This window comes from Scandinavium sp. (genome assembly GCF_036271055.1).
Taxonomy (GTDB): Bacteria; Pseudomonadota; Gammaproteobacteria; order Enterobacterales; family Enterobacteriaceae; genus Scandinavium.
On record NZ_DATBBJ010000059.1, the window covers coordinates 370485 to 396994 of the forward strand.

27 protein-coding genes are annotated in these 26510 nt (G+C 52.1%); 19 read left to right on the forward strand and 8 right to left on the reverse strand.

The window, feature by feature from the left end:
* Window positions 1-203: 203 nt before the first annotated feature.
* The 10 genes from rsfS to lipA all read left to right on the forward strand — a co-directional run bounded on the left by rsfS (window position 204) and on the right by lipA (window position 10078).
* Window positions 204-521: a ribosome silencing factor gene (gene rsfS, locus VH187_RS09780; protein ID WP_329701254.1), complete on the forward strand. Its 318-nt coding sequence runs from the start codon at window positions 204-206 to the stop codon at window positions 519-521.
* A 3-nt stretch (window positions 522-524) separates the two neighbouring features.
* Entirely contained in the window at window positions 525-992 is a 468-nt protein-coding gene (gene rlmH, locus VH187_RS09785) for a 23S rRNA (pseudouridine(1915)-N(3))-methyltransferase RlmH (RefSeq protein WP_329701255.1), read from the forward strand.
* Window positions 993-1019: 27 nt separating this feature from the next.
* The gene (gene mrdA, locus VH187_RS09790) at window positions 1020-2921 is read left to right on the forward strand and encodes a peptidoglycan DD-transpeptidase MrdA (RefSeq protein WP_329701256.1); all 1902 of its coding nucleotides are present in this window, start codon (window positions 1020-1022) and stop codon (window positions 2919-2921) included.
* A gap of 2 nt (window positions 2922-2923) precedes the next feature.
* Complete coding sequence (mrdB, locus tag VH187_RS09795) at window positions 2924-4036, forward strand: peptidoglycan glycosyltransferase MrdB (protein WP_329701257.1); 1113 nt, start codon at window positions 2924-2926, stop codon at window positions 4034-4036.
* A 13-nt stretch (window positions 4037-4049) separates the two neighbouring features.
* Window positions 4050-5207, forward strand: a complete 1158-nt coding sequence (gene rlpA / locus VH187_RS09800) for an endolytic peptidoglycan transglycosylase RlpA (RefSeq protein ID WP_329701258.1) — start codon at window positions 4050-4052, stop codon at window positions 5205-5207.
* 138 nt (window positions 5208-5345) lie between these two features.
* Entirely contained in the window at window positions 5346-6545 is a 1200-nt protein-coding gene (gene dacA, locus VH187_RS09805) for a D-alanyl-D-alanine carboxypeptidase DacA (protein WP_329701259.1), read from the forward strand.
* A 107-nt stretch (window positions 6546-6652) separates the two neighbouring features.
* Window positions 6653-6916 (forward strand): DUF493 family protein YbeD, encoded by a 264-nt coding sequence (gene ybeD, locus VH187_RS09810; RefSeq protein ID WP_329701260.1) that lies wholly within the window; start codon window positions 6653-6655, stop codon window positions 6914-6916.
* 88 nt (window positions 6917-7004) lie between these two features.
* Entirely contained in the window at window positions 7005-7646 is a 642-nt protein-coding gene (lipB, locus tag VH187_RS09815; RefSeq protein ID WP_329701261.1) for a lipoyl(octanoyl) transferase LipB, read from the forward strand.
* 301 nt (window positions 7647-7947) lie between these two features.
* Window positions 7948-8901, forward strand: a complete 954-nt coding sequence (locus VH187_RS09820) for a YbeF family transcriptional regulator (protein ID WP_329701262.1) — start codon at window positions 7948-7950, stop codon at window positions 8899-8901.
* Window positions 8902-9112: 211 nt separating this feature from the next.
* On the forward strand, window positions 9113-10078 hold the full coding sequence (gene lipA, locus VH187_RS09825) for a lipoyl synthase (RefSeq protein WP_329701263.1): 966 nt from the start codon (window positions 9113-9115) through the stop codon (window positions 10076-10078).
* 255 nt (window positions 10079-10333) lie between these two features.
* On the opposite strand, the gene tatE is transcribed toward lipA, so the two are convergent.
* Both tatE and VH187_RS09835 read right to left on the reverse strand, forming a co-directional pair.
* Window positions 10334-10537, reverse strand: a complete 204-nt coding sequence (tatE, locus tag VH187_RS09830) for a twin-arginine translocase subunit TatE (RefSeq protein WP_329701264.1) — start codon at window positions 10535-10537, stop codon at window positions 10334-10336.
* A gap of 127 nt (window positions 10538-10664) precedes the next feature.
* Entirely contained in the window at window positions 10665-11453 is a 789-nt protein-coding gene (locus tag VH187_RS09835) for a deaminated glutathione amidase (RefSeq protein ID WP_329701265.1), read from the reverse strand.
* Window positions 11454-11540: 87 nt separating this feature from the next.
* Between VH187_RS09835 and crcB the strand changes: the two genes are divergently transcribed.
* Window positions 11541-11918 (forward strand): fluoride efflux transporter CrcB, encoded by a 378-nt coding sequence (gene crcB, locus VH187_RS09840; protein ID WP_329701266.1) that lies wholly within the window; start codon window positions 11541-11543, stop codon window positions 11916-11918.
* A gap of 57 nt (window positions 11919-11975) precedes the next feature.
* Here crcB and cspE read toward each other — a convergent pair whose 3' ends face one another.
* Together cspE and pagP are read right to left on the reverse strand one after the other, a co-directional pair.
* Window positions 11976-12185 (reverse strand): transcription antiterminator/RNA stability regulator CspE, encoded by a 210-nt coding sequence (cspE, locus tag VH187_RS09845; RefSeq protein ID WP_004100146.1) that lies wholly within the window; start codon window positions 12183-12185, stop codon window positions 11976-11978.
* A gap of 190 nt (window positions 12186-12375) precedes the next feature.
* On the reverse strand, window positions 12376-12927 hold the full coding sequence (gene pagP, locus VH187_RS09850) for a lipid IV(A) palmitoyltransferase PagP (protein WP_414713921.1): 552 nt from the start codon (window positions 12925-12927) through the stop codon (window positions 12376-12378).
* 781 nt (window positions 12928-13708) lie between these two features.
* Here pagP and dcuC point away from each other — a divergent pair.
* Together dcuC and rna are read left to right on the forward strand one after the other, a co-directional pair.
* Window positions 13709-15082: an anaerobic C4-dicarboxylate transporter DcuC gene (dcuC, locus tag VH187_RS09855; RefSeq protein WP_329701267.1), complete on the forward strand. Its 1374-nt coding sequence runs from the start codon at window positions 13709-13711 to the stop codon at window positions 15080-15082.
* A gap of 88 nt (window positions 15083-15170) precedes the next feature.
* A complete protein-coding gene (rna, locus tag VH187_RS09860) occupies window positions 15171-15977 on the forward strand; it encodes a ribonuclease I (protein ID WP_329701268.1) in 807 nt (268 codons plus the stop codon).
* Between the two features lie 44 nt (window positions 15978-16021).
* Here the strand turns inward: rna and VH187_RS09865 are convergent, their stop codons facing one another.
* Window positions 16022-16852 carry an alpha/beta fold hydrolase gene (locus tag VH187_RS09865; RefSeq protein WP_329701269.1) on the reverse strand — a complete coding sequence of 277 codons (831 nt, stop codon included), beginning with the start codon at window positions 16850-16852 and terminating at the stop codon, window positions 16022-16024.
* A 282-nt stretch (window positions 16853-17134) separates the two neighbouring features.
* On the opposite strand from VH187_RS09865, the gene VH187_RS09870 reads away from it, so the two are divergent.
* From VH187_RS09870 to uspG, 3 genes are all read left to right on the forward strand, one after another.
* Window positions 17135-18511 carry a GntP family permease gene (locus VH187_RS09870; protein ID WP_329701270.1) on the forward strand — a complete coding sequence of 459 codons (1377 nt, stop codon included), beginning with the start codon at window positions 17135-17137 and terminating at the stop codon, window positions 18509-18511.
* A 134-nt stretch (window positions 18512-18645) separates the two neighbouring features.
* The gene (gene rnk, locus VH187_RS09875) at window positions 18646-19056 is read left to right on the forward strand and encodes a nucleoside diphosphate kinase regulator (protein WP_329701271.1); all 411 of its coding nucleotides are present in this window, start codon (window positions 18646-18648) and stop codon (window positions 19054-19056) included.
* A 185-nt stretch (window positions 19057-19241) separates the two neighbouring features.
* Entirely contained in the window at window positions 19242-19670 is a 429-nt protein-coding gene (gene uspG, locus VH187_RS09880; protein WP_329701272.1) for a universal stress protein UspG, read from the forward strand.
* A 132-nt stretch (window positions 19671-19802) separates the two neighbouring features.
* Here uspG and ahpF read toward each other — a convergent pair whose 3' ends face one another.
* Together ahpF and ahpC are read right to left on the reverse strand one after the other, a co-directional pair.
* Complete coding sequence (ahpF, locus tag VH187_RS09885) at window positions 19803-21368, reverse strand: alkyl hydroperoxide reductase subunit F (RefSeq protein WP_329701343.1); 1566 nt, start codon at window positions 21366-21368, stop codon at window positions 19803-19805.
* A gap of 144 nt (window positions 21369-21512) precedes the next feature.
* Window positions 21513-22076 carry an alkyl hydroperoxide reductase subunit C gene (gene ahpC, locus VH187_RS09890; protein ID WP_329701273.1) on the reverse strand — a complete coding sequence of 188 codons (564 nt, stop codon included), beginning with the start codon at window positions 22074-22076 and terminating at the stop codon, window positions 21513-21515.
* Window positions 22077-22443: 367 nt separating this feature from the next.
* Between ahpC and dsbG the strand changes: the two genes are divergently transcribed.
* The 3 genes from dsbG to VH187_RS09905 all read left to right on the forward strand — a co-directional run bounded on the left by dsbG (window position 22444) and on the right by VH187_RS09905 (window position 25240).
* Window positions 22444-23190 carry a thiol:disulfide interchange protein DsbG gene (gene dsbG / locus VH187_RS09895; RefSeq protein ID WP_329701274.1) on the forward strand — a complete coding sequence of 249 codons (747 nt, stop codon included), beginning with the start codon at window positions 22444-22446 and terminating at the stop codon, window positions 23188-23190.
* Between the two features lie 215 nt (window positions 23191-23405).
* Complete coding sequence (locus VH187_RS09900; RefSeq protein WP_329701275.1) at window positions 23406-24617, forward strand: phosphoadenosine phosphosulfate reductase; 1212 nt, start codon at window positions 23406-23408, stop codon at window positions 24615-24617.
* Entirely contained in the window at window positions 24602-25240 is a 639-nt protein-coding gene (locus VH187_RS09905; protein ID WP_414713918.1) for an IbrB-like domain-containing protein, read from the forward strand. Before VH187_RS09900 ends, VH187_RS09905 begins: the two co-directional genes overlap by 16 nt.
* On the opposite strand, the gene VH187_RS09910 is transcribed toward VH187_RS09905, so the two are convergent.
* Window positions 25241-26401 carry a pyridoxal phosphate-dependent aminotransferase gene (locus tag VH187_RS09910; protein WP_329701277.1) on the reverse strand — a complete coding sequence of 387 codons (1161 nt, stop codon included), beginning with the start codon at window positions 26399-26401 and terminating at the stop codon, window positions 25241-25243.
* Window positions 26402-26510: the final 109 nt, after the last annotated feature.

Here is a 26510-nt window from a genome sequence, read left to right on the forward strand (position 1 = left end):
CTGCTATTCTCCGCAGCCAGACTTGTCCCACCACACTGATTTACAGAAATTGTTTTACAAAAATGGCGATGCATTCAGGGTCATTGGGTGGGATGATAGCTCGCCGGTATCGCCCGGTTGGCACATTTGTCCGACTTCGTCCTGGTTTCAGGTATACTTACGGGCTGTTCAACATATTCATATTCACCTGACCAGGGGGAAACTTGCAGGGTAAAGCACTCCAGGATTTTGTTATCGACAAAATCGACGATCTTAAGGGCCAGGATATCGTTTCTATCGATGTTCACGGTAAATCCAGCATCACCGACTGCATGATCATTTGCACCGGTACCTCCACCCGTCACGTCATGTCCATTGCGGATCACGTCATTCAGGAATCTCGCGCGGCTGGCATGTTGCCACTGGGCGTCGAAGGTCAAAACGTCTCCGATTGGGTCGTCGTTGATTTAGGTGAAGTGATTGTCCATGTTCTGCAGGCAGAAAGTCGTGTCCTGTACGAATTGGAAAAACTCTGGGGTTAATGCGTGAAGCTGCAGCTTATTGCCGTGGGCACCAAAATGCCGGACTGGGTTCAGACCGGTTTCACGGAATACCTGCGCCGCTTTCCCAAAGATATGCCGTTCGAACTGGTGGAAATTCCAGCCGGTAAGCGCGGCAAAAATGCGGATATCAAACGCATTCTTGAGAAAGAAGGTGAACTGATGCTGGCGGCTGCCGGCAAAAATCGCATTGTCACGCTGGATATCCCGGGTAAGCCGTGGGATACGCCGCAGCTGGCGCAAGAACTTGAGCGCTGGAAGCAAGACGGTCGTGACGTCAGTTTGCTGATCGGTGGCCCGGAGGGACTCTCCCCTGCCTGTAAAGCCGCCGCAGAGCAAAGTTGGTCCCTCTCCACGCTGACACTTCCACATCCGTTAGTAAGGGTGCTGGTTGCAGAAAGTCTGTACCGGGCGTGGAGCATCACCACCAACCACCCTTACCACCGCGAGTAATGATGACCAGGTTAGATTAAGCAGCGGATGAAATTACAGAATTCTTTTCGCGATTACACGGCTGAGTCCGCGCTGTTTGTGCGCCGGGCGGTAGTCGCGTTTTTGGGCATTTTAGTGCTCAGCGGTGTGCTGGTCGTTAACCTCTATAATCTGCAGATTGTGCGTTTTACCGATTACCAGACCCGCTCCAACGAAAACCGTATCAAACTGGTGCCGATCGCACCCAGCCGCGGCATTATTTATGATCGCAACGGCACCCCACTGGCATTGAATCGCACTATCTACCAGTTAGAGCTGATGCCGGAAAAAGTGGATAATCTCCAGCAAACGCTGAACGATCTGCGCAATGTTGTCGACCTCACTGATGATGACATCGCCAATTTCAAGAAAGAGCGCGCCCGCTCTCACCGCTTCACCTCCATTCCGGTCAAAGTCAACCTGACCGAAGTCCAGGTCGCCCGTTTCGCGGTGAATCAGTACCGTTTCCAGGGCGTGGAAGTGAAAGGCTATAAGCGCCGTTATTACCCTTATGGTTCCGCTCTGACCCACGTGATCGGCTACGTCTCTAAAATTAACGATAAAGACGTAGACCGCCTCGATAAAGAGGGCAAGCTTGCGAACTATGCCGCGACGCATGACATCGGCAAGCTGGGGATTGAGCGCTATTACGAAGACGTGCTGCACGGACAAACAGGTTACGAAGAGGTTGAAGTCAACAACCGTGGTCGCGTTATTCGCCAGTTGAAAGAAGTGTCACCGCAGGCCGGACACGATATCTATCTCACTCTCGATTTGAAGTTACAGCAGTATATCGAAACGCTGCTGACGGGAAGTCGTGCGGCTGTGGTGGTCACCGATCCACGCTCTGGCGGGATCCTGGCGCTGGTTTCGATGCCAAGCTATGACCCGAACCCGTTTGTTGATGGTATCTCCAGCAAGGACTACTCTTCACTGCTTAACGACCCGAATACGCCATTGGTAAATCGCGCCACACAGGGCGTGTATCCTCCGGCGTCAACGGTTAAACCGTATGTATCAGTTTCCGCACTAACGGCAGGCGTGATTACCCGCAATACCGGCCTGTTTGACCCGGGTTGGTGGCAACTTCCAGGCTCCGATAAACGTTATCGCGACTGGAAAAAATGGGGCCACGGCCACCTGAACGTGACCAAAGCGCTGGAAGAGTCTGCGGATACCTTCTTCTATCAGGTCGCCTACGACATGGGGATTGACCGTCTTTCCGAGTGGATGGGTAAATTTGGTTACGGTCACTACACCGGAATCGATCTCTCGGAAGAACGCTCCGGCAACATGCCAACCCGTGAATGGAAGCTGAAACGCTTTAAGAAGCCGTGGTATCAGGGCGATACGATCCCGGTTGGGATCGGGCAAGGTTACTGGACAGCCACGCCAATTCAAATGAACAAGGCGCTGATGATCCTGATTAACGACGGTATCGTCAAAGTCCCTCACCTGTTGCAGAGCACCGCCGAAAACGGCAAACAGGTCGCATGGGAACAGCCACATGAAACGCCAGTAGGCGATGTGCATTCCGGCTACTGGGAAATTGCCAAAGACGGGATGTATGGTGTTGCCAACCGACCAAACGGAACGGCGCATAAATATTTCACCAGTGCGCCATATAAGGTCGCAGCAAAATCCGGTACGGCGCAGGTCTTTGGCCTGAAAGCGAATGAAACCTATAACGCCCATCGCATCGCTGAACGCCTGCGTGACCATAAGCTGATGACCGCATTTGCGCCGTATGACAGCCCGAAAGTGGCGGTGGCGATGATCCTCGAAAACGGCGGCGCAGGTCCGGCAGTCGGTACACTCATGCGTCAGATCCTCGATCACATTATGCTCGGTGATAACAACACCGTGCTGCCGACGGAAAACCCGGCAACCGCAGCTGCGGAGGACCAATAACAATGACGGATAATCCGAACAAAAAATCGCTGTGGGATAAAATCCACCTCGACCCCACCATGCTGCTGATTCTGTTGGCTCTGCTGACTTACAGCGCGCTGGTTATCTGGAGCGCCAGCGGCCAGGACATCGGCATGATGGAGCGCAAGATCGGTCAGATTGCGATGGGTGTCGTGATCATGGTCGTGATGGCGCAAATCCCGCCACGCGTGTACGAAGGCTGGGCACCGTGGCTGTATATCTTCTGTATTGTTCTGCTGGTCGCCGTTGATGCCTTCGGTGCGATTTCTAAAGGCGCACAGCGCTGGCTTGATCTCGGCGTAGTGCGTTTCCAGCCGTCGGAGATCGCCAAAATTGCGGTTCCGCTAATGGTGGCGCGCTTTATCAACCGCGATGTATGCCCACCGACGCTGAAAAACACCGCCATCGCGCTGGCACTGATTTTCCTGCCAACGCTGCTGGTTGCGGCACAGCCCGACCTTGGCACATCGATTCTGATCGCCCTTTCCGGTCTGTTCGTGTTGTTCCTGGCGGGTCTGAGCTGGCGTCTGATTGGCGTGGCCGTGCTGCTGGTCGCCGCCTTTATTCCGATACTCTGGTTCTTCCTGATGCACGATTATCAGCGCCAACGCGTGATGATGTTGCTCGATCCGGAAACTGATCCGCTGGGCGCGGGTTATCACATTATTCAGTCTAAAATTGCCATCGGCTCCGGTGGGCTGCGCGGCAAGGGTTGGCTGCATGGTACTCAGTCGCAGCTAGAGTTTTTACCCGAGCGGCATACAGACTTCATCTTTGCGGTACTGGCAGAAGAGCTAGGATTAATTGGCTTCATCGTGCTGCTCGCATTATATGTTCTGCTGATTATGCGTGGACTGTGGATTGCCGCACAGGCTCAAACCTCCTTTGGCCGTGTCATGGCTGGGGGCTTAATGTTGATTTTATTCGTTTATGTCTTCGTAAATATTGGTATGGTGAGTGGGATCCTGCCGGTGGTTGGCGTACCGCTTCCCCTCGTCAGCTATGGAGGCTCTGCTCTGATCGTCTTGATGGCAGGGTTTGGTATCGTAATGTCGATACACACACACAGAAAAATGTTGTCGAAAAACGTATAAGGGGTGCGCACTAATGCGTAAACAATGGCCTGGAATCTTCATCGCAGCTAGCTTACTGACGGCATGTACGAGTGATGATGGTGTGCCGCAGCAAACCGTCACCGCGCCGACGCCGGCAGTCTGTAATGGCCCTGTTGTGGAGATAAGCGGTGCCGAGCCGCGTTACGAACCCCAAAATCCGTCAGTGAATCAAGACTATCAGCGCGACGGGAAGAATTTCAAAATTGTTCAGGACCCGTCGAACTTTAGCCAGACGGGTCTCGCAGCCATTTATGATGCTGAGCCAGGCAGCAATCTGACCGCCTCAGGTGAAGCGTTTGACCCGATGCAACTCACTGCTGCGCATCCAACGCTGCCAGTGCCAAGTTATGCACGCATCACCAATATGGCGAACGGTCGTATGCTGATTGTGCGTATCAACGATCGTGGTCCTTACGGCAACGATCGGGTGATCTCACTCTCTCGCGCCGCAGCGGATCGCCTGAACACCTCGAATAATACCAAAGTAAAAATCGACCCGATTATCGTGGCGCAGGACGGTACAATGTCCGGCCCAGGAACGGCGTGTACGACGATTGCGAAACAGACATACGCGTTACCCGCGCGCCCTGATTTAAATGGCGGAATGGGCAGTGCTTCATCTGCTCCGCAAGCGACAACCTCACAAAGTGATGTACGTGCGATCAGCAACGATACGCTGAAACCCGAAGACACCACCGGGGCGCCCGTCAACAGCAGCGGTTTCCTTGGCGCACCCACCACACTGAACAGCGGCGTTTTGGAAAGCAGTGAACCTGCGGCACAACCGGCTGCGCAGCCTGCCGTTCAGGCAACAGTCCCGCAGCCAGCGGCTACGCAGAGTGCGCCCGTGACTGCGCCGGGTTCAACTCAGGGTAGCGTTGCTCCAGCCGTCGCCCCTGCAGCTACAGCTTCAACGGCCGCCAGCGGCAGCTATGTGGTTCAGGTCGGTGCGGTGAGCGATCAGGCTCGTGCCCAACAGTATCAACAGCGCCTGAGCCAGCAATTTTCTGTTCCTGGTCGCGTAACACAGAATGGGGCCGTCTGGCGTATCCAGTTAGGGCCATTCAGCAGCAAAAACGAAGCCAGCACCGTACAACAGCGTCTTCAAAGTGAGGCGCAACTGCAGTCATTTATTACTCACGCCAACTAACGGCCCTGGCATCCCGGATGCAATGCGTATGTTAAAACTGTTAACAATCTCATACGCATTGCAGGATGCCTGCTCTCAGAGCATTTGCTATAGTTAGGCACTTTTTTTCACTCCATCACGGATGTCGTTGTTCTGACCATGAAGACCTCTTTTTCTGCTCGTTTACTTATCACGGCTCTGTCCGTCGCGGCACTGACCTCCGCTGCTCACGCTGATGACCTGAACATCAAAACCATGATCCCAGGCGTTCCGCAGATTGATGCTGAATCCTATATTCTGATCGACTACAACTCAGGCAAAGTCCTGGCCGAACAGAATGCTGACACCCGCCGCGACCCTGCCAGTCTGACCAAAATGATGACCAGCTACGTTATCGGGCAGGCCATGAAGGCGGGTAAATTCAAAGAATCCGATTTGGTTACCGTCGGTACTGATGCATGGGCGACCGGCAACCCGGTATTCAAAGGCTCATCTCTGATGTTCCTGAAACCAGGCATGCAGGTTCCCGTTTCGCAGCTGATCCGTGGTATCAACCTCCAGTCCGGTAACGACGCCTGTGTGGCGATGGCCGATTATGTCGCTGGCAGCCAGGATGCGTTCGTTGGCCTGATGAACAGCTATGTGGCTGCACTTGGCCTGAAAAACTCCCATTTCCAGACTGTTCACGGCCTGGATGCTGATGGTCAGTACAGCTCGGCGCGCGACATGGCGCTGATCGGTCAGGCGTTGATCCGCGATGTGCCGAACGAATACACCATCTATAAAGAGAAAGAATTTACCTTCAACGGCATCCGTCAGATGAACCGTAACGGCCTGCTGTGGGACAACAGCCTGAACGTGGACGGCATCAAAACCGGTCACACGGATAAAGCAGGCTATAACCTTGTTGCGTCGGCAACTGAAGGCCAAATGCGCCTGGTGTCTGCGGTCATGGGCGGTCGCACCTTTAAAGGTCGCGAAACCGAAAGTAAAAAACTGCTGACCTGGGGCTTCCGCTTCTTTGAAACCGTAAGCCCGCTGAAAGTCGGCAAAGAATTTGCTTCTGAGCCTGCCTGGTTTGGCGACACCGATCGCGCCTCATTGGGCGTGGATAAAGACGTTTACCTGACCATTCCACGTGGCCGCATGAAAGATTTGAAAGCAAGCTACGTGCTGAACAATCCTGAACTGCACGCACCGCTGCAGAAAAACCAGGTGGTCGGTACCATCAACTTCCAGCTTGACGGTAAAACCATTGAACAGCGCCCTCTGGTCGTGTTGCAGGAAATTCCTGAAGGCAACTTCTTCGGTAAGATGGTTGATTACATTAAATTAATGTTCCACCACTGGTTTGGTTAAAAATTACACACTTGAAAGTGTGATTTCTATCCCCATATACTAAGCATGACAATAACTGCTCCCGTGCCTCGCGCGGGAGCAGTTCTTTTTAAACCACCGGAGCTGACATGAAAACCAAACTTAACGAACTGCTTGAATTCCCTACTTCATTTACCTACAAGGTAATGGGGCAGGCGTTGCCTGAGCTGGTTGACCAGGTGGTGGAAGTGGTGCAGCGCCATGCGCCAGGTGATTACTCTCCGCAGGTAAAACCGAGCAGCAAAGGCAACTACCACTCGGTTTCCATCACCATTAACGCAACCCATATCGAGCAGGTCGAAACCCTGTACGAAGAGTTGGGTAATATCGACATCGTTCGAATGGTGCTGTAATCCCTTTGCCCGGAGCCCTCCGGGCAATACCTCTTCTGCTCTGTGATATACTCTTCGCCCTGTATTCCCGTCCCGCGGAGATGTCGTTTTGGATTTGAACACCCTCCTCGTTCGCCAGCTTGGCGTACAACCCTATGAGCCCGTTTCGCAGGCTATGCATGACTTTACCGACCACCGTGATGAAACTACGCTGGATGAAATCTGGCTGGTTGAGCATCATCCCGTTTTCACGCAGGGTCAGGCCGGAAAAGCGGAGCATGTGCTGGTTCCCGGTGATATTCCGGTCGTTCAAAGCGATCGCGGCGGTCAAGTGACTTATCATGGGCCAGGCCAGCAGGTGATGTACGTTTTGTTGGATTTAAAGCGGCGCAAACTCGGGGTGCGTGAACTGGTCACCCTGCTTGAGCAAACTGTCATCAACACGCTTGCTGAATTCGGTATTGAATCACATCCACGAGCAGATGCCCCGGGTGTCTATGTGAGTGAGAAGAAGATTTGTTCGCTGGGATTACGTATCCGCAAAGGGTGCTCATTCCACGGACTGGCGTTGAACGTCGCTATGGATTTATCGCCGTTTTTACGCATTAACCCCTGCGGCTATGCGGGTATGGAAATGGCACAAATTCAGGACTGGTATTCTGACGCAAAAACGGAAAATATTTCCCCCGTGCTGGTCTCTCAATTTTTAGCACTGCTAAACAATCCACCTCATGAATATATTGTGGCTTAATATATAATACACTGGACCTGATATTTTGTCGGGTCCATGCGCCTTTTGCCTTGTTTTTCTTTACATTATTCACAAGTTTCTATATTTTTTCTCCGCCTGATGGAAAAATGGCTTCGTCGCATACAAAGATTTACGTTAACGCGCCACGATAAAACCGAGACGGCTCCGCAGCTCAAGATGTAACTCATTGTTCAACGTGAACTAAATCCTGTCTTAGCGTTAAAAAGCCTCTTGAAAGCATAATAACAATAAATACTTTTTCAACTATCATTCATATTGTGAATGTATACGAGGTGCAAGTGTGGAATATAACGACCAGCCGGAAAGCCGAATAAATCCTCGCCTTGAGAGTGATACGCCGCAAATTTTTCGAACATTGCGAAATATTGACCTCAATTTACTGACGATTTTCGAGGCCGTATATGTACATAAAGGCATCGTTAATGCTGCGAAAATTCTGAATCTCACCCCATCCGCTATTAGTCAGTCAATTCAGAAGCTGCGGACCATATTTCCTGACCCGCTTTTTATCCGTAAAGGCCAGGGCGTGACACCGACGGCTTATGCGACTCACCTGCACGAGTACATCAGCCAGGGTTTAGAATCTATCCTTGGTGCACTGGATCTCACGGGAAGCTATGACAAGCAGCGCACTATCACCATTGGGACTTCACCCACGGTGGGTGCGGTGGTGATGCCGGCCATTTATCAGACGATAAAAGAGAAATTCCCTCAGTTGCTGATACGCAACATTCCGGTCACTGACGTAGGGCTACAGCTCAGCCAGTTCCAGACCGATCTTGTTATCGACAGCAACATCCACAATGCGCGCGCGTTAAGCCATCATGTGCTCTACAACGACAGGATCGTGCTGGTCGCCCGCGAAGGGCATCCGGTCTTTAAAACGCCTCACACGCCAGAATCATTGAGCCAGTATGAATACACCCTGCTGATGATGGAAGGCGCGGCGCACACCGACTTGCGTAAACGCGTACATGAGATGTTCCCGGACAGGCGTGTTAGCTTTAGCAGTTACAACCTTGTGACGATTGCTGCGCTTATCGGCAGCAGTGATCTGGTCGGACTCATGCCCGCTCGTTGCTTCACATTGTTTGCACGTTGCTGGCCTTTGAAGGTGATCGACTTTCTGCCGCTTCGTGATGAATCCGTCGATTTTTCACTGCATTACAACAAACTCAGCATGCGTGATCCGGTGCTTCAAAGCGTCATCACGGCTATCCGTCAGGCATTTTGAGTCACCGCAAACCCACATTTTTCTGCTGCTTTGAACGTCATTAAGCACATAAAGCAACAACTGGTTTACAATTTGCCGAGCTGGCAGGCTGCTTTATCGCCCTGATTGATGCTATACTGCCAGCCATCAAATTCAAAAATAGTTGATAAGTACAACATTTCCTTGAATTGAAACGCTTTCCTTCGTTACTCGCAACTGGAACACGCACGCTATGAGTAAACCCATTGTGATGGAACGCGGTGTTAAGTACCGCGACGCCGATAAAATGGCCCTTATCCCGGTTAAAAACGTGGCTACTGAGCGCGAAGCGCTCCTGAGAAAACCGGAATGGATGAAAATCAAACTTCCGGCTGACTCCACCCGCATTCAGGGGATCAAGGCAGCCATGCGTAAAAATGGCCTGCACTCGGTGTGCGAAGAAGCCTCCTGCCCTAACCTCGCGGAATGTTTTAACCACGGCACCGCCACCTTTATGATCCTGGGTGCGATTTGTACCCGTCGCTGCCCGTTCTGCGACGTGGCCCACGGTCGTCCTGTTGCACCGGATGTCAACGAGCCTGAGAAACTGGCTCAGACCATCGCCGATATGGCGTTGCGTTATGTGGTGATCACCTCCGTTGACCGCGACGATTTGCGTGACGGTGGCGCACAGCACTTTGCGGATTGCATCAAAGCTATCCGTGAAAAAAATCCAACCATCAAAATCGAAACCCTGGTCCCGGATTTCCGTGGACGCATGGACAAAGCGCTGGAAATCCTGACCGCCACGCCGCCAGATGTGTTTAACCACAACCTGGAAAACGTGCCACGCGTCTACCGCCAGGTCCGTCCGGGTGCTGATTACAACTGGTCGCTGAAACTGCTCGAACGTTTCAAAGAAGCGCATCCTGAAATCCCAACCAAATCGGGTCTGATGGTGGGCCTGGGCGAAACCAACGCTGAAATCATCGAAGTTATGCGCGACCTGCGTCGCCATGGCGTAACGATGCTGACGCTGGGTCAGTACCTGCAACCGAGCCGTCATCACCTGCCGGTTCAGCGCTACGTCAGCCCGGATGAGTTTGAAGAGATGAAAGCGGAAGCGCTGGCGATGGGCTTTACCCATGCAGCTTGTGGCCCGTTCGTGCGTTCTTCGTACCACGCCGATCTGCAGGCCAAAGGTCTTGAAGTGAAGTAATCTTCGCCCGTAGAAATGAGAGGCCGTCGCTTAACCGCTGCGGCCTTTTTTATTTTCAGATGTCGGTCTGTATATGAAGCGGAGTTCGGACTAACGCGTATTCAACCCAGCGGTGAAACAGTTAGTTGCAACTTTCTGCGTATCGGGCGATAAAAATGACAAGAGGCCGCAACGGAATCTGTTGCGGCCTCTCTGGCTAACTCGTTGGCGTGTAAGAAATGACCTGCGCGTTGCATGTCGTTTCTGGCGGTGCCATTACTCTTTATGAGAGAGTTTTTCTGCCGGGATGTCGTCTTCCGCGCTCTTTTTCGCGCTGGTATCGTCATCATTCATGGCTTTCTTAAAGCCTTTAATTGCTGACCCCAGGTCTCCGCCCAGCGTACGCAATTTCTTGGTACCGAACACCAGGACAATCAGTGCGGCAACCACCAGCAGTTTGGTAATACTAATCTCACCCATAGATACCTTCTTGATTAAAACAAGCTACAGAACGCGCCAATAAAACCGTAGCTAATTAACGGTCATTTAGCGAGGGCACACAATAGCAATCTGTAACAAGGTGAATCAAGCGTTGATTAAAAAAACATCACATTAATTGAGGTGGCGCAAAGCGACGGTTTTTAAGCACCGGTAATTGCTCCCTCACCTGCTGCAAAAAGCCGCGTTCGAGGTCAGCATAAATCAACTGCTCTGCGAAACCCGCTCCCGCCAGGGTGACACCCAACGGGTCGATAATGCGACTCTGACCGATATTCTTATTGCCGCACTCTCCCGCCGCAATGATGTAGCAAGTGGTATCGAGCGCTCTTGCAGCCAACAGCGTCGACCAGTGGTGCTCTTTCAACGGCCCACGCACCCACGCGGTGGGCAGCACCAGAACATCAGCCCCCTGCAACGCATGAGCCAATGCTATTTCTGGGAAGCGTAAATCATAGCAGGTCATCAGACCGATTTTCATGCCATCAATGTCAACCAACGGTGGCAACGCATGCCCGGCATCAACACGTTTCGATTCCTGAATGTTAAACGCGTCGTACAGATGCAGTTTCTGATACTGCGCAATGATCTCACCCGCACGCAGCACCACCAGCGTATTAGCCGCACGCCCTGACGTGGTGGGGACATGTACGGTCAGCACCGTTGTCATTGTGTTGAGTCTGCTTTCATCCAGCAATAGCCGTAGAAAGCCACCATCCAGCCCCTGAGCCGATTTCACCGACATATCGGGGTCATTATCATCCCGAGCCAGTAAAGCCTCTGGTAGCACCAACAGGGCGGCCTGTGCCATTGCCGCCTGCTGCATCAGTGAAACACAGGTGCGGGCATTGGTGGGCCAGTCTGGAGTAACCGCAAATTGTCCGGCAGCGACGCGCATAAAACCTCTCTCTGATTCTTACCGTAGCTATCAACGAAGCCCGGCGCTAAGATATTCTCTTCAGTATTCAAATAGCAGGAATTGACGGTGTTACAAATCCTTTTAGCAGTTTTTATTGGCGGAGGGACCGGCAGCGTGTTGCGCTGGCTGCTCGGTATGCGTTTGAACCCGATGCATCATGCGATCCCCATCGGCACATTAACCGCTAACCTGCTGGGCGCATTTATCATTGGCGCAGGGCTGGCGTGGTTCAATCGGATGACCCACATTGACCCGATGTGGAAGCTGCTGATCACCACGGGCTTCTGCGGCGGCTTAACCACCTTCTCGACCTTTTCGGCGGAAGTGGTGTTTTTGTTGCAGGATGGGCGTTTTGGCTGGGCGTTGCTGAATGTGGCTATCAATCTGCTGGGATCGTTCGCCATGACGGCTGCGGCGATGTGGATTTTCTCTGCGGCGCGTTAAAAACAGGCAAAAAAAAACCCGTCAATGACGGGTTTTTGTATTCTACTGTCGAAATGCTTAGATAGGCATTACGTTTGCAGCAGATGGGCCTTTGGCACCGTTAGTGATTTCGAACTCTACACGCTGGCCTTCGGCCAGAGTTTTGAAACCGTTGGACTGGATTGCAGAGAAATGTACGAATACATCTTTGCTGCCATCTTCCGGAGTAATGAAACCAAAGCCTTTGGACTCATTAAACCACTTAACGTTACCTTTAATCTTAGACATCAATATTACCTTTACATGAAAATGGACACAAATGCTGTGTCGGCTAACAGTACAGCAATTGTGGTGCCTTTTGTCCAGCTTAACTTAGCGAAAAAGTGATAAAAATCGCTAATTTTTATAAAACTGAGACTTAGTCGTTGTTTTTACACGCGACTCTGGCACCACTGCCGTTAATCATCTCTTTTATACCCTAAAACTGGAAGCGCATCCACGCAAAATAGACGTTTCCGTTGTTATAAGTCCCTGGAATGTAAGTCATCTGGAAAGTGACAGGCCCATACCCTACCGACGCGAGAGGCAGCACAACAGGGATTGGAATGTAATTCCAGTTGTCACGAGCCGTCGCCCCGACCGTGTAACCCAGGCCCAAATGGAACTTCTCGTCAGTGAACGGACGCCAGGTCTTCTCCCAACCATAGCCTCCAATCGGTTCCCATTTGTTAAAAGAGTCTTTAAAGGCCATCAAGTACAGGCCATGCCAGTTTCCTTTGTCATCCCACCGGGACTGACCAAACCCCGCCCCCCAAGGACGTTCGTTGTACTTGTCCGTTTTTTCTTTGTCATAGGCGAAGCGGGCATGCCAGGTTATCGCCGGAACGTACAAATCGTAATGCTCCGGTGAGTGCCAGGTTTGCGTAATATTCTCCCCTAGCGTGGAAAATGCGTCGCTAACGGTGGACGTCATGTTCGCCTGTGCGAAAGAGGCTAAGATCAACTGGCATGAAACCACGCCCGCAAGCACTAAATATTTAATGGATTTAAACACAGAATATAACCACTTGAGTTCGTACCTGAACAGAGTACCCAGCGTAAAATTAATAAAACCTTAACAACACCGGAATAATCCTTTTTTAAGATTACTCTTCATCCCTCCAGGCTTTGTTGAAACTCTGCCGACAAAAAGTAAGCACCTATTTTATGAGGATAATTGAATGTCATGCAGGGCTAAGCCACGCATGTACCGTGGTCTTTAAGGCAACATCTATTTGCTTGCATCATGTCGCCAACAAGTGCCCGCAAAAACGGTTCTGAAATACATAGGGAAATCGCCCATCACGTTTAATATATTTACCGAAACGATCCCTAAAAAACCATTTAAGTTTCTTAAGAGTACATTCCAGATATTTAAATTTTCTGGCGAGATGAAGAAAATGAAGGAATGTTTGCCGCTTCCATCGCCGAGCCGGGCTCTCATGTCATCAGTACAAACAGAGCTTTTTTTGACCGTAAAACGGTTCGGGCAAAACAGAGACGAAATGCTCTATGCGACACAGCAAAACCGATGATTTTTATTAACTTTTATTTTGCAATTGCGCATCAAAAGAACATAAAACATTCACAGGATAAATAGATATAATGTGATAGCCGCTTATGTTTTGGCTTTAAGGAAGGCCGGGGTCGTCAGTTTATTGATTTCAGTCAGTGAGCCTTGACCGTTTATTGGGCACATTCCCAGACTTCTTTTTTTTGATAAACCTATTTGACAGAATTTTCTTTGGGCTGCAGTAAGACAGGAATCCATCATGCTAACGTTGTTTGAACTCCTTATCGGAGTGGTCGTCATTGCGGGTGTTGCCCGCTATATCATCAAAGGCTATTCCGCTACCGGCGTGTTGTTTGTCGGCGGTCTGGCGTTACTTATCGCCAGCGCCCTGATGGGGCATAAAATCCTGCCTGCAAGTGCCAGCAGCACGGGTTATTCAGCAACCGATATTGTTGAATACATTAAAATTCTGCTGATGAGCCGTGGTGGCGACCTCGGTATGATGATTATGATGCTGTGCGGATTTGCGGCCTACATGACGCACATCGGCGCAAATGACATGGTGGTTAAGCTGACCTCCAAACCGCTGCGCCTTATCAACTCACCGTATATCCTGATGATTGCCGCCTATTTTGTGGCATGTCTGATGTCGCTTGCCGTTTCATCCGCTACGGGCCTTGGTGTCTTACTGATGGGGACGCTGTTCCCGGTCATGGTCAACGTCGGTATCAGCCGTGGCGCTGCCGCCGCGATTTGTGCCTCTCCGGCTGCGATCATTCTCTCGCCAACGTCTGGCGATGTGGTTCTGGCTGCAAAAGCCGCCGAAATGCCGCTGATCGATTTTGCTTTCAAGACCACGCTGCCGATTTCAATCGCCGCAATTGTCTGCATGGCGGTAGCGCATTTCTTCTGGCAGCGTTATCTCGACAAAAAAGAAAACATTTCCCACGAAATGCTCGATGTCAGCGAAATCACCACCGACGCGCCGTCGTTCTATGCGATCCTGCCCTTCACCCCGATTATCGGCGTGCTGATTTTTGACGGAAAATGGGGTCCGGAACTGCACATCATCACTATTCTGGTTATCTGCATGCTGCTGGCCGCGATTCTGGAATTTTTCCGCGGATTCAACACGCAGAAAGTCTTCTCCGGTCTCGAAGTCGCGTATCGCGGCATGGCGGATGCCTTTGCAGGCGTTGTAATGTTGCTGGTTGCGGCGGGCGTGTTTGCCCAGGGCCTGAGCACCATTGGCTTTATCGATAGCCTGATCTCTATCGCCACCTCGTTCGGCTCTGCAAGCATTATCCTGATGCTGGTGCTGGTCGTGCTGACGATGTTGGCAGCGATGACCACCGGCTCGGGTAACGCGCCGTTCTACGCTTTCGTCGAAATGATCCCGAAACTGGCACACAGTTCTGGCATCAATCCGGCCTATCTGTCGATTCCGATGCTGCAAGCGTCCAACCTGGGCCGAACCATTTCGCCGGTTTCTGGTGTTGTGGTTGCCGTATCCGGGATGGCAAAAATATCGCCCTTTGAAGTAGTGAAACGCACCTCCATTCCCGTGCTTGTCGGGCTGGTTGTCGTCATCATCGCTACCGAATTGATGGTGCCAGCAGGCATAGTCCATTAATCACGGGTAGCAACGAAAAGGCGCTTGAGGCGCCTTTTTTGTGCTTTAATGTTTCCTGAAATCTTTCATACCGATATCAGGATAAACCATGTTCAGGAAGGATATTGCTGCCCTCTGCGCTGTCGCGCTGATGCTTGGCGCGCCGCTCGCACACGCCGACCCGCTTACCGCAACGAAATACGGTGATTTTGACAGCTACGTGCTGGCGCTTTCCTGGCAAACTGGCTTTTGCCAGAGCATGCAGGAACGCAATCGCAATGAGCCTGACGAATGTCGGTTGCAAAAAGAGGTGCAGGATAAAAAGAATTACCTGACCGTTCATGGGCTGTGGCCAAGTCTGCCAAAATCCATTGCCGCACGCGGCGTCGATAACCGTCGCTGGATGCGCTACGGCTGTGCAACACGTCCTGTGCCGAATTTGCCCGATGTCCGTGCCAGCCAAAAATGTTCCGCCGCACAAACGGGACTTTCGCTCGAAATGGCTAACAAACTGAACAACGTGATGCCGGGAAGCGGCGGTCAATCTTGTCTGGAACGCTACGAATACGCCAAGCATGGCGTGTGCTTTGGCTTCGATCCGGACGCTTATTTTGGCACCATGGTGCGCATGAATGGCGAGATTAAGCAGAGCGCGTTAGGCAACTTCCTGGCGCAAAATTATGGCAAAACCGTGTCCCGCAATGCGTTCAATGACGCAGTCGCCCAAAGCTACGGTAACGACGGCGTGAAAGCCTTCAAACTGACCTGTAACGGTAATCCCGCGTATCTGACCGAAATGCAGATTGCGATTAAAGCGGATGCCATCAACTCGCCGCTGTCCGAAGGCTCGCTGTTACCCCAGCCACATCCGGGCAACTGTGGTCAGCAATTTGTGATTGATAAAGCAGGCTACTAAAACACGTCATATCTGCCCGGCACATCACGCGCCGGGCAGAATATTTACGCTTTCAGGAACGCCAGCAAATCTTCGTTAATCTGCTGTTTGTGGGTTGTACAAATCCCGTGAGAACCGCCTTTGTACACTTTCAGTTCCGAGTGCGGCAATATCTCCGCCGCGACTTTTCCGCACGTTTCAAAAGGCACAATCTGGTCGTCATCACCGTGAATAACCAACGTCGGGATGGTCATCCGTTTGAGATCTTCACGCAGATCCGTTTCTGAAAACGCTTCAATGCAGTCATAAAGCCCTTTGATCGAACCTTGTAATCCCTGGGCAACAAAACTCGCCCGCACCGCTTCCGACACATTCGCCCCTGCGCGGTTATAACCATAGAAAGCCATCGTCAGCTCGTGGAAAAACGCCCCTCTGTCTTTCACCACGCCGTCACGGATCCCATCGAAGACCTCAATTGGCACACCGTTCGGGTTAAAATCGGTTTTCACCATGATCGGCGTGACTGCACTGATTAACACCGCTTTTGCCACCCGGTCGGTTCCGTGACGCCCGATATACCGCGCGACTTCTCCCCCGCCCGTAGAATGCCCAACATGAATCGCGTCTTTCAAATTCAGATGCGCGGTCAGTTCAGCTAAATCATCGGCGTACTGATCCATGTTGTTGCCATCCCAGGTTTGCGAAGATCGCCCGTGACCTCGTCTGTCGTGGGCGATTACCCGGTAGCCTTTGGATCCCAAAAACAGCATCTGATCTTCGAAAGCATCTGCCGTCAACGGCCAACCGTGGCTAAACACCACCGGTTGCCCACTTCCCCAATCTTTGAAATAGAGCGTGCTGCCATCTTTCAGGGTCAATTTGTCATAACCACTCATGGGATCTCCTGTTTCTCGAAAATGCTGACGCCGGACGGCGCAGCGGTGCTTAACAAGGATATGCCAGATTTGAAATCGATCACGTTTTGCGCATAAAAATTATCCAAAGAGAGAAATCTTCCGGATATTTGAGCCCCGTCGCAAAGTGTTAATAAATGTGTCATCGCGTATTTACAACCACCGCCCTGTTACCCGTATCATGTTACCGGTATCAGTGATAAACGCAGGGATTTAGCCAGGCTATCACTACACTTTGGCTGTCACGTTACAGAGGATATAAAGATGACAGAAGTTACGAACGCATTGGGAGCCGGTACGCTGCTCGGTATTGCTGCAGGTGCCGTCGCGCTGCTGCTGGTCTTGATCATGCGCTTCAAAGTGCATGCCTTTTTAGCCTTAACCCTGGTCAGCATCGTGGTCGCTCTGCTGACAAAAGTTCCGTTTGATAAAGTAGTCCCGACGCTGCTCACAGGCTTCGGTGGCACGCTGGCAGGCGTTGCACTGCTGGTCGGCCTCGGCGCGATGATTGGTCGCCTGCTGGAAGTGTCCGGCGGCGCAAAAGTGCTGGCCGATACGCTAATCGGTAAATTTGGTGAACACCGCGCACCGTTCGCGTTGGGTGTCGCTTCTCTGCTGTTTGGTTTCCCAATCTTCTTCGATGCCGGTCTGGTGGTGATGCTGCCTATCATCTTCAGCGTCGCTAAGCAGTTTGGTGGCTCCACGCTGAAATATGCCTTCCCGGCAGCGGGTGCGTTTGCAGTCATGCATGCGCTGGTTCCGCCACACCCAGGTCCGGTTGCCGCATCTGAATTGCTCGGCGCGAACATTGGTCTGCTGGTCATCGTCGGTCTGATTATCGCTCTGCCAACCTGGTACATCGGCGCGTATCTGTACGGCCTGTACGCCGGTAAAAAATTCGACATCAAACTGCCGTCTTCTTTCCTCGGCGCGGTTGAAGCGGATGCCAACCACAAGCCGCCATCATTCGGCATGGTCCTGACCATCCTTTTGATGCCGCTGGTGCTGATTTTCCTCGAAACCGGTCTGAACACCGCTATCGTGCTGGGCTGGGTTGCCAAAGACGACACGCTGGTTAACTTCCTGCGTATGCTCGGGAAAACCCCGGTCGCCCTGCTGATCACCGTGTTCTTCGCCCTGATGGTGTTTAGCCGTCAGCACAGCCTCAAACATCTGGAAAAAATCTGCGACGGCGCGTTAGGCCCAATTTGCGGCATCATTCTGGTGACGGGTGCTGGCGGGATGTTCGGTGGCGTACTGCGCGCCAGCGGAATTGGTGATGCACTGGCAGGTGTGTTGTCCAACACCGGCATGCCGGTTATTGTCGCCGCCTTTGTGATTGCTACCGCTCTACGCGTGGCACAAGGTTCCGCAACCGTCGCGTTGACCACAACCGCCGCACTGGTCGCGCCGATGGTCCATGCCACAACCGGCATCAGCCAGCTCGATTTGTGCTTCATTGTGGTCGCAATCGCGGGTGGCGCAACGGTGCTGTCGCACGTGAACGACTCTGGTTTCTGGCTGGTTGGCCGGTTCCTCGAAATGGATGAAAAAACCACCCTGAAAACCTGGACGGTAATGGAAACGCTGCTCGGCGGCCTCGCCTTCCTGTTCGCGCTAATTGGTAGCTTGATCTTCTAATGTGAGCTAAATCACTTCAAAGATCCGACCACAGTCAGTACTATGGTCAGACCCTAAACCCTCGTCCTGAACGACGAGGGTTTTCTTTTGGAAACAACCGACTGGATCTCAACCTGGACAACATGGAGTCAACAATGACCAGACCCGCCATTATCATTAATGAGTTCGATGCTGAACGCATTGACCGCCTGCTGGAACGGCCCGAGTGGGCGACCTCCCCGGTTGCGAGCGCGCTGAATGACGAACTGGATCGTGCGCAGATGTGCTCCCCGCAAGAGATGCCGCACAACGTTGTCAGCATGAACAGCCAGGTGCGGTTCCGCGATTTAAGCACCAACGAAGAGCGTGTTCGCACGCTGGTGTTCCCGGCCAACATGACCGATAGCGCGACGCAACTCTCCGTTCTGGCTCCGGTGGGTGCCGCCCTGCTGGGCCTGCGCGTCGGGGATACCATTCACTGGTCGCTGCCGAATGGCACCGAGACGCATCTGGAAGTGCTGGAGCTGATTTACCAGCCAGAAGCCGCGGGTGAATTTCACCGTTAATCGCTTCTGACCCGTCTTCTCAGAGGATGTTCTCCACATCCTCTTTCCGTTTCTCGTCTTCTCTATCCCATCGACAAAACTTTACCCTTCCCCTGCCGTCTTAGGGTGATATTTGCGACCTGAATTCCACAAATAAATCGCCGAATATGCTTGTATAAAAGCAACTATCACAAGGAGGAGAGCATATGTACAACACGATCATTATGCCGGTAGATGTCTTTGAAATGGCGCTGAGCGACAAGGCCGTGAAGCATGCGGAGTTTCTGGCTCAGCAGGAAGGTATTATCCACCTTTTACATGTACTGCCCGGCTCCGCCAGTATGACCATGAGCCGCTTTGCCGCCGACTTACGCCGCTTCGAAGAGCACCTGCATCAGGAAGCGGAAACCCGCCTGAAAACCATGGTCGACCATTTCAGCATTGACCCGTCGCGCATCAAACTGCACGTGCTGATGGGGAGTGTGCGAGATGTGGTGAACGATCTTGCCGAAGAGCTCCACGCTGATGTGGTGGTGATTGGCTCACGCAATCCGTCCATTGCCACACATCTGCTCGGTTCGAACGCATCCAGCGTGATCCGTCATGCGCATATTCCGGTTTTAGTCGTGCGATAACATGCATGAATCATCAGTTTTGTAGGCCCATGCAAGCCACGCACCGCTGGGCTATTCACGAACTCGAAACAAAAAAAGAGGCTACCTTTCGGTAGCCTCTTCACATTGCAGGTGGAGTCTTACTTTTTTGTATTACGCCGTTTTGGTGCGTATCAGATAATCAAACGAGCTCAGCGACGCTTTCGCGCCTTCACCGGTCGCAATGATAATTTGTTTATATGGCACGGTGGTGCAGTCACCTGCAGCAAACACGCCTTTGACGCTGGTTTCGCATTTCGCATCAATGATGATTTCCCCCATGCGGTTGCGCTCAATCGCGCCTTCCAGCCAGGTGGTATTCGGCAGCAGACCAATCTGTACAAAAATGCCGGACAGCGCCACATGGTGCACATCGCCACTTTCGCGGTCGCGGTAATCCAGCCCAATCACTTTGCTGCCGTCGCCTTTCACTTCGGTGGTCTGCGCGTTCAAAATGATATCGACGTTTTTCAGGCTACGGACTTTATCCTGCAACACCTGGTCGGCTTTCATTTCCGGGGCAAACTCCAGCAGCGTCACATGTTCAACAATACCTGCCAGATCGATAGCCGCTTCAACGCCAGAGTTACCACCGCCAATCACCGCCACGCGTTTGCCTTTAAACAGCGGGCCGTCACAGTGCGGGCAATAGGTCACGCCTTTGGTGCGATACTGATCTTCGCCCGGCACATTCATGTTGCGCCATTTCGCGCCGGTCGCGATGATCACGCTGCGCGCTTTCAGCACCGCGCCGGAAGCGGTTTCAATCTGATGCAGCCCGCCAACTACCGCGGCTGGCGTCAGTTTGCTGGCGCTCTGGGAATCAATAACGTCCACGTCATAATCGGACACGTGTTGCTTGAGTGCGCCCGCCAGCTTCTGGCCTTCGGTTTTCGGAACGGAGATGTAGTTTTCGATGTCCACGGTGTCCAGTACCTGGCCGCCAAAACGTTCGCCCATCAGGCCGGTACGAATGCCTTTACGTGCGGAATATACCGCTGCCGCCGCACCCGCAGGGCCGGAACCGACAATCAGCACATCATAAACATCACGCTTGTTCAGCTCTTCTGCGGCACGTTTTTCCGCGCCGGTATCCACTTTTGCCACGATTTCAGTCAGCGTCATACGGCCCTGACCAAACTCCTGACCGTTCATAAACACAGCCGGAACGCCCATCACGTTGCGATCGGTGATTTCATTCTGGAACACGCCGCCATCAATGGCGGTATGTTTAATGCGTGGGTTCAGCACCGCCATCAGGTTCAGCGCCTGCACGACATCCGGGCAGTTATGGCATGAGAGCGAGTAATAGGTTTCGAATTCAAAATCGCCGTCGAGATCGCGAATTTGTTCCAGCAGCGACTGCGCTTCTTTCGACGGATGACCACCGGTCCACAGCAGCGCCAGCACCAGAGAAGTAAACTCATGGCCCAACGGCGAACCGGCAAAACGCGGCCCCTGAGTGGAACCAGGATTGGTTATCAGGAAAGAGGGTTTACGCACCGCTGAGCTGTTGTCTTCTTTAAAGGTCACCTGCGGCGACAGGTCGGCGATTTCCGCCAGCAATTCCTTGATCTCTGCCGATTTTGCGCTGTCATCCAGCGTGGCAATCAGCTCAACAGGTTTGGTCAGTTTCTCAAGATAGGCCTTGAGCTGGGTTTTCATGTTGGTGTCGAGCATGTCGTTATCCTTCTCTAAAAACATCATCATGCAAGCGGCCTTATGGGCTGCCTGAATGCGGCTTGCATCATGGGGTTTGGGATGAAACGGGTGCCTGAGCACCCGTTAATCGCCGGGTGGCGCTACGCCGCCGGGCAGACAGACTTAAATCTTACCGACTAAATCAAGAGAGGGAGCCAGCGTCGCTTCGCCTTCTTTCCACTTAGCCGGGCACACTTCACCTGGATGGGAAGCTACATACTGAGCCGCTTTCACTTTACGCAGCAGGTCAGACGCGTCGCGGCCGATGCCTTCAGCGGTGACTTCGATGGCCTGAATGATGCCCTGCGGGTCAACTACGAAAGTGGCACGGTCAGCCAGGCCTTCGTTTTCACGCATGTTTTCGAAGTTACGGGTCAGGGCGCCAGTCGGGTCGCCGATCATCGCGTATTTGATTTTAGCGATGGTGTCGGAGCTGCCATGCCACGCTTTGTGAGTGAAATGGGTATCGGTGGAAACAGAGTAAACGTCCACGCCCAGTTTCTGCAGTTCATCGTAATGGTCAGCTACGTCGCCCAGTTCGGTCGGGCAAACGAAAGTAAAGTCAGCCGGGTAGAAGAAGAACACGCTCCAGCGACCTTCGGTGTCTTTCTCAGTGACTTCTACGAATTCGCCGTTTTTGAAAGCCTGGTTTTTGAAAGGTTTGATTTTGGTGTTAATTAAAGACATCTGTACTTCCTCCGTGTTGTCGTTGAGGGCTAAGGTAACCAACTTCGATTGATTGGGCTAATGCGTTTGCTGTATCAAATCAATAAGCAATAGCTAACAAACTCACGGGGCAACGCGAAGCCGCCAGAACGTAAAAAGGCCACCTTTTCAGGCGGCCCCGTTACCTGAAAAACCCGAAGGGCAATCCAGTGCCAGCAAGCTGGCTGTGCGTTGCGCTCTACAGAACCTCATGCAAGGTCGTAATAGCGGAGCGATTAGACCATTCACTTTCTGTAAGAGCAATTGCACCGCAGCGGGGTCTTCTCTATGGTTGTGATAGGCTCTACCATTCATCAGGCATCATTCACTTATTTTACAAGGAGTTATTATGCGTAAACTCGCCCTCTTCCTCACGTTGCTGCCGCTTGCTGTGAACGCGGAAGAACTGCCCGCGCCCGTGAAAGCGATAGAGAAACAAGGGATTACGATAATCAAATCCTTCGATGCGCCGGGTGGGATGAAAGGTTATCTCGGTAAATATCAGGACATGGGCGTGACGATTTACGTTACGCCGGACGGCAAACAGGCCATCTCGGGCTACATGTACGATGAGAAAGGCACCAATCTCAGCGAGCAGATGATTCAAAAAGATATTTATGCCCCTGCCGGGCGCGAGCTATGGCAAAAAATGGAAAAAGCGCACTGGATCCTCGACGGCAAGAAATCCGCGCCGCGCGTAATTTACGTCTTCGCCGACCCGTTCTGTCCGTACTGCAAACAGTTCTGGCAGCAGGCGCGCCCGTGGGTGGAGTCCGGCAAAGTGCAACTGCGCACGCTGATGGTCGGCGTTATCAAGCCAGAAAGCCCTGCGACTGCAGCGGCAATCCTGACAAGCAAAGATCCAGCAAAGACCTGGCATGATTACGAGCAATCTGGCGGAAAATTGAAACTGGACGTTCCTGCTGCCGTTGCCCCAGCGCAAATGGAAGTATTAAACAATAACCAGAAACTCATGGATGCATTAGGCGCAAATGCCACTCCGGCAATTTACTACCTCAATGACGACAACATGCTCCAGCAAGTCGTCGGTTTACCTGATGCCGAAAATCTAAAAGCGATGATGGGCGAAAAATAACAAAATGGGCAAGGCTTATCCTGGTAAGCCTTGCCCTATTTTCAATTCAGCAAACCTATTAACTGGAAGTATTAAAAAACATTCACAAATAATATAAATTCCAATTAAAAATAGATTAAGTGAATATTTAAAATATTCAACAATTACATTTACTTATATCATTTATTTGTATATTTTCATCCGATAAATAAACTAAAAACACGAAGGCAAATGGAATGTCGCTGTATAAACTTCCACTGGAACACTCGGTACTGGAAGCGAGCACCGAAAGAATTACCTGGACACTGAATAATTTTGATCGCGTTTGCGTCTCCTTTTCCGGCGGAAAAGATTCCACGGTCATGCTGCATCTGACGGGGATGCTAGCCCGGAAATATAATAAAAAGTTCAGCGTATTATTTATTGATTGGGAAGCACAGTTCAGTAGCACCATTGAGCATTGTGAAAAAATGCGCGCCGAATATGCAGACGTCATAGAAACGTTTTATTGGGTTGCGCTGCCGTTAACCACCCCCAATGCTTTAACCCAGTTCACTCCCGAATGGTGCTGCTGGGAACCCAATACCCCTTGGGTTCGCCAGCCTCCCGCCGATGCGATCACCGATCCCGAGTTCTTTCCCTTCTACCAAACAGGGATCTCATTCGAGCAATTCGTGCGTGAATTTGCCGAATGGTTCTCACAAAAACGCCCTGCGGCAGTGACGATTGGCATACGGGCAGATGAGTCCTACACCCGGTTTTTAGCCGTCGCTTCTCAGCGCAAATCGCGGTTTGCCGATGACAAACCCTGGACCAGCATGGCTCCTCGTGGGCACGCCTGGTACGTCTACCCCATTTATGACTGGAAAACGGCTGATATCTGGACCTGGTTTTCCCGTAGCGGGCTTTGCTATAACCCGCTGTATAACCTGATGTATCAGGCTGGGGTCCCGCTTCGTTATATGCGCATCTGTGAACCCTTTGGCCCAGAGCAACGCCAAGGTCTTTGGCTTTACCATGTGCTCGAACCCGATCGTTGGGCTGCCATGTGTGAACGCGTCAGCGGTGTGCATTGCGGTGGCATTTATGCCGGACACGACAATCAATTCTACGGGCATCGTAAGCTGGAAAAGCCTGACGGTTACAGTTGGAAAACCTACGCGCTGTTCTTACTGGAAACTATCCCCTCGCCCACCTCAGAGCACTATCGCAACAAAATCGCGGTTTATCTTCACTGGTATGCAAAACAAGGCATGGATGACATTCCGGATACCCAACAAGGTGACACAGGTTCGAAAGACATCCCGTCCTGGCGGCGCATCTGCAAGGTGCTGTTAAACAACGATTACTGGTGTCGAATGCTCTCGTTTAGCCCGACAAAATCGCAACATTATAAGCGCTATACCCAGCGCATTTCGCAAAAACGTCAGAAATGGGGAATTTTATGAAAAATCAAATAATTGAACAGGTAACAGCCTGGCTGAAAAGTCTGCCAGAAGCGGAACGTATTGAAGGCATTAACGCGCTTCGCCAGGCCATCCACCAGGAAAGCCCGTTTAAAGAGAATCCTGTGGACTGCGTGTTGTGGGTCAAATATGACGACATCGCCCCGAACGACTACAACCCCAATAACGTCGCGCCACCGGAAAAAAAACTCCTGCTAAAATCGCTGGAAACAGACGGGTTTACGCAGCCAATTGTGGTTCACGGGCCGCACGACAAGCAGTATGAAATTATCGACGGCTTTCACCGCCATGTGTTGGCGCGATCGAAGAAGACCCTGAAAACACGCCTGAAAGGTTATCTGCCGGTCAGTATTTTGCAGTGCGAATCAGATGAAGTGTCAGGCCGTATGGCCTCTACTATTCGCCACAACCGCGCCAGAGGCCGCCATCAAATCAACGCTATGTCAGAAATCGTGCGCGAACTTACCCAACTCGGCTGGACGGATGTCAAAATCAGTGAAGAGCTAGGGATGGACGCCGATGAGGTGCTGCGCTTACGGCAAATTAACGGTCTGCTCGATATGTTCGGCGACCGTCAATTCTCCGAAGCCTGGACGGTGAAATAACTACAGTTTACACAGCCTTTCAGCGGCGGCCAGCAGCGTCGATTCCTGTTTCGCAAAGCACAGACGGATCAGTTTGTGCGGGAAAGGATCGGCGCAGAATACTGACAGCGGAATGGCCGCCACGCCCACCTCTTTTGTCAGCCACTGACAGAAGCTCACATCGTCGAGACTGGAAATCGCACTGTAGTCTGCCAGCAGGAAATAAGTGCCTTCACACGGCAGAATTTCCAGGCGACTGTCGCCAAGTGCATTAATGAACAGATCCCGACGCGCACGGTAAAAGTCTGGCAGTTCACGATAGTGTTCCGGCTCGTTGCGCAGCATATCGGCTAGCGCCAGTTGCGCAGGCGTGTTCACCGCAAAGGTCAGATATTGATGCACCTTGCGCAGTTCAGCGCTAATTTCCGCCGGAGCCACACAGTAGCCCACTTTCCAGCCCGTCATGTGGAACGTCTTGCCGAAGGAAGAGACAGCCACCGCGCGCTCACGCAGATCCGGGTGCGCCAGCACGCTGGCATGCCCGTCGGCTGCAAAACAGATATGCTCGTACACCTCATCACTTAGCACGTAAATTTCACGCCTCGCAATGGCCTGCCACAATGCTTCAAAATCGCTTTTCTGCCACACCGTCGCCGAAGGGTTATGCGGTGTATTCAGGATCACCAGACGCGTTTTGTCACTCAGCAGCGAAGCAAACGCCTGCCAGTCAACGCGGAAATGCGGCGGCTGGAGCGCAATACGTTTGAGGATGCCGCCAGAAAGTTCAACGGCGGGCGCATAACTGTCGTAACTCGGATCGAAACAGATAATCTCATCACCCTCGCGAACCAGCGCAGTGATCGCCGCGTACAGTGCTTCCGTCGCGCCCGCCGTCACGGTGATATCGGTATTGGCATCCGGCAAGTGACCGTAAAGTTCTGCCGTTTTCGCCGCAATCACCTCACGCAGCGCCGGAACGCCGGTCATCGGCGCGTACTGATTCGCTCCCTGCGCCACATGATGCGCCAGACGTTCTTGCAAATAGCGCGGACCGTCAAAATCGGGGAATCCCTGCGACAGGTTAATCGCCTGGTGTTCCAGCGCCAGCGCGCTCATTTGCGTAAAAATGGTAGTGCCGAGATTAGGGAGTTTGCTTTGGGGGATCAGGCGATGATGGCTCATTATCGTTTTACCAGAATGTAATACGGTTGTTGCTGCCACTATAACACGATGTTAGTATTTGGCAATCAAGACGCTTAGACGTCTAAACGATAACGATATTCCAGCCCCG

Coding starts and splice junctions, on each gene's coding strand:
- VH187_RS09900 (WP_329701275.1), top strand. CDS start 23,406: ATGTCGCTGTATAAACTTCCACTGGAACACTCGGTACTGGAAGCGAGC.
- rlpA (WP_329701258.1), top strand. CDS start 4,050: ATGCGTAAACAATGGCCTGGAATCTTCATCGCAGCTAGCTTACTGACG.
- dcuC (WP_329701267.1), top strand. CDS start 13,709: ATGCTAACGTTGTTTGAACTCCTTATCGGAGTGGTCGTCATTGCGGGT.
- VH187_RS09865 (WP_329701269.1), bottom strand. CDS start 16,852: ATGAGTGGTTATGACAAATTGACCCTGAAAGATGGCAGCACGCTCTAT.
- uspG (WP_329701272.1), top strand. CDS start 19,242: ATGTACAACACGATCATTATGCCGGTAGATGTCTTTGAAATGGCGCTG.
- mrdA (WP_329701256.1), top strand. CDS start 1,020: ATGAAATTACAGAATTCTTTTCGCGATTACACGGCTGAGTCCGCGCTG.
- rnk (WP_329701271.1), top strand. CDS start 18,646: ATGACCAGACCCGCCATTATCATTAATGAGTTCGATGCTGAACGCATT.
- VH187_RS09835 (WP_329701265.1), bottom strand. CDS start 11,453: ATGCGCGTCGCTGCCGGACAATTTGCGGTTACTCCAGACTGGCCCACC.
- ahpC (WP_329701273.1), bottom strand. CDS start 22,076: ATGTCTTTAATTAACACCAAAATCAAACCTTTCAAAAACCAGGCTTTC.
- mrdB (WP_329701257.1), top strand. CDS start 2,924: ATGACGGATAATCCGAACAAAAAATCGCTGTGGGATAAAATCCACCTC.
- ybeD (WP_329701260.1), top strand. CDS start 6,653: ATGAAAACCAAACTTAACGAACTGCTTGAATTCCCTACTTCATTTACC.
- tatE (WP_329701264.1), bottom strand. CDS start 10,537: ATGGGTGAGATTAGTATTACCAAACTGCTGGTGGTTGCCGCACTGATT.
- VH187_RS09905 (WP_414713918.1), top strand. CDS start 24,602: ATGGGGAATTTTATGAAAAATCAAATAATTGAACAGGTAACAGCCTGG.
- dsbG (WP_329701274.1), top strand. CDS start 22,444: ATGCGTAAACTCGCCCTCTTCCTCACGTTGCTGCCGCTTGCTGTGAAC.
- ahpF (WP_329701343.1), bottom strand. CDS start 21,368: ATGCTCGACACCAACATGAAAACCCAGCTCAAGGCCTATCTTGAGAAA.
- rna (WP_329701268.1), top strand. CDS start 15,171: ATGTTCAGGAAGGATATTGCTGCCCTCTGCGCTGTCGCGCTGATGCTT.
- dacA (WP_329701259.1), top strand. CDS start 5,346: ATGAAGACCTCTTTTTCTGCTCGTTTACTTATCACGGCTCTGTCCGTC.
- VH187_RS09870 (WP_329701270.1), top strand. CDS start 17,135: ATGACAGAAGTTACGAACGCATTGGGAGCCGGTACGCTGCTCGGTATT.
- lipA (WP_329701263.1), top strand. CDS start 9,113: ATGAGTAAACCCATTGTGATGGAACGCGGTGTTAAGTACCGCGACGCC.
- VH187_RS09910 (WP_329701277.1), bottom strand. CDS start 26,401: ATGAGCCATCATCGCCTGATCCCCCAAAGCAAACTCCCTAATCTCGGC.
- cspE (WP_004100146.1), bottom strand. CDS start 12,185: ATGTCTAAGATTAAAGGTAACGTTAAGTGGTTTAATGAGTCCAAAGGC.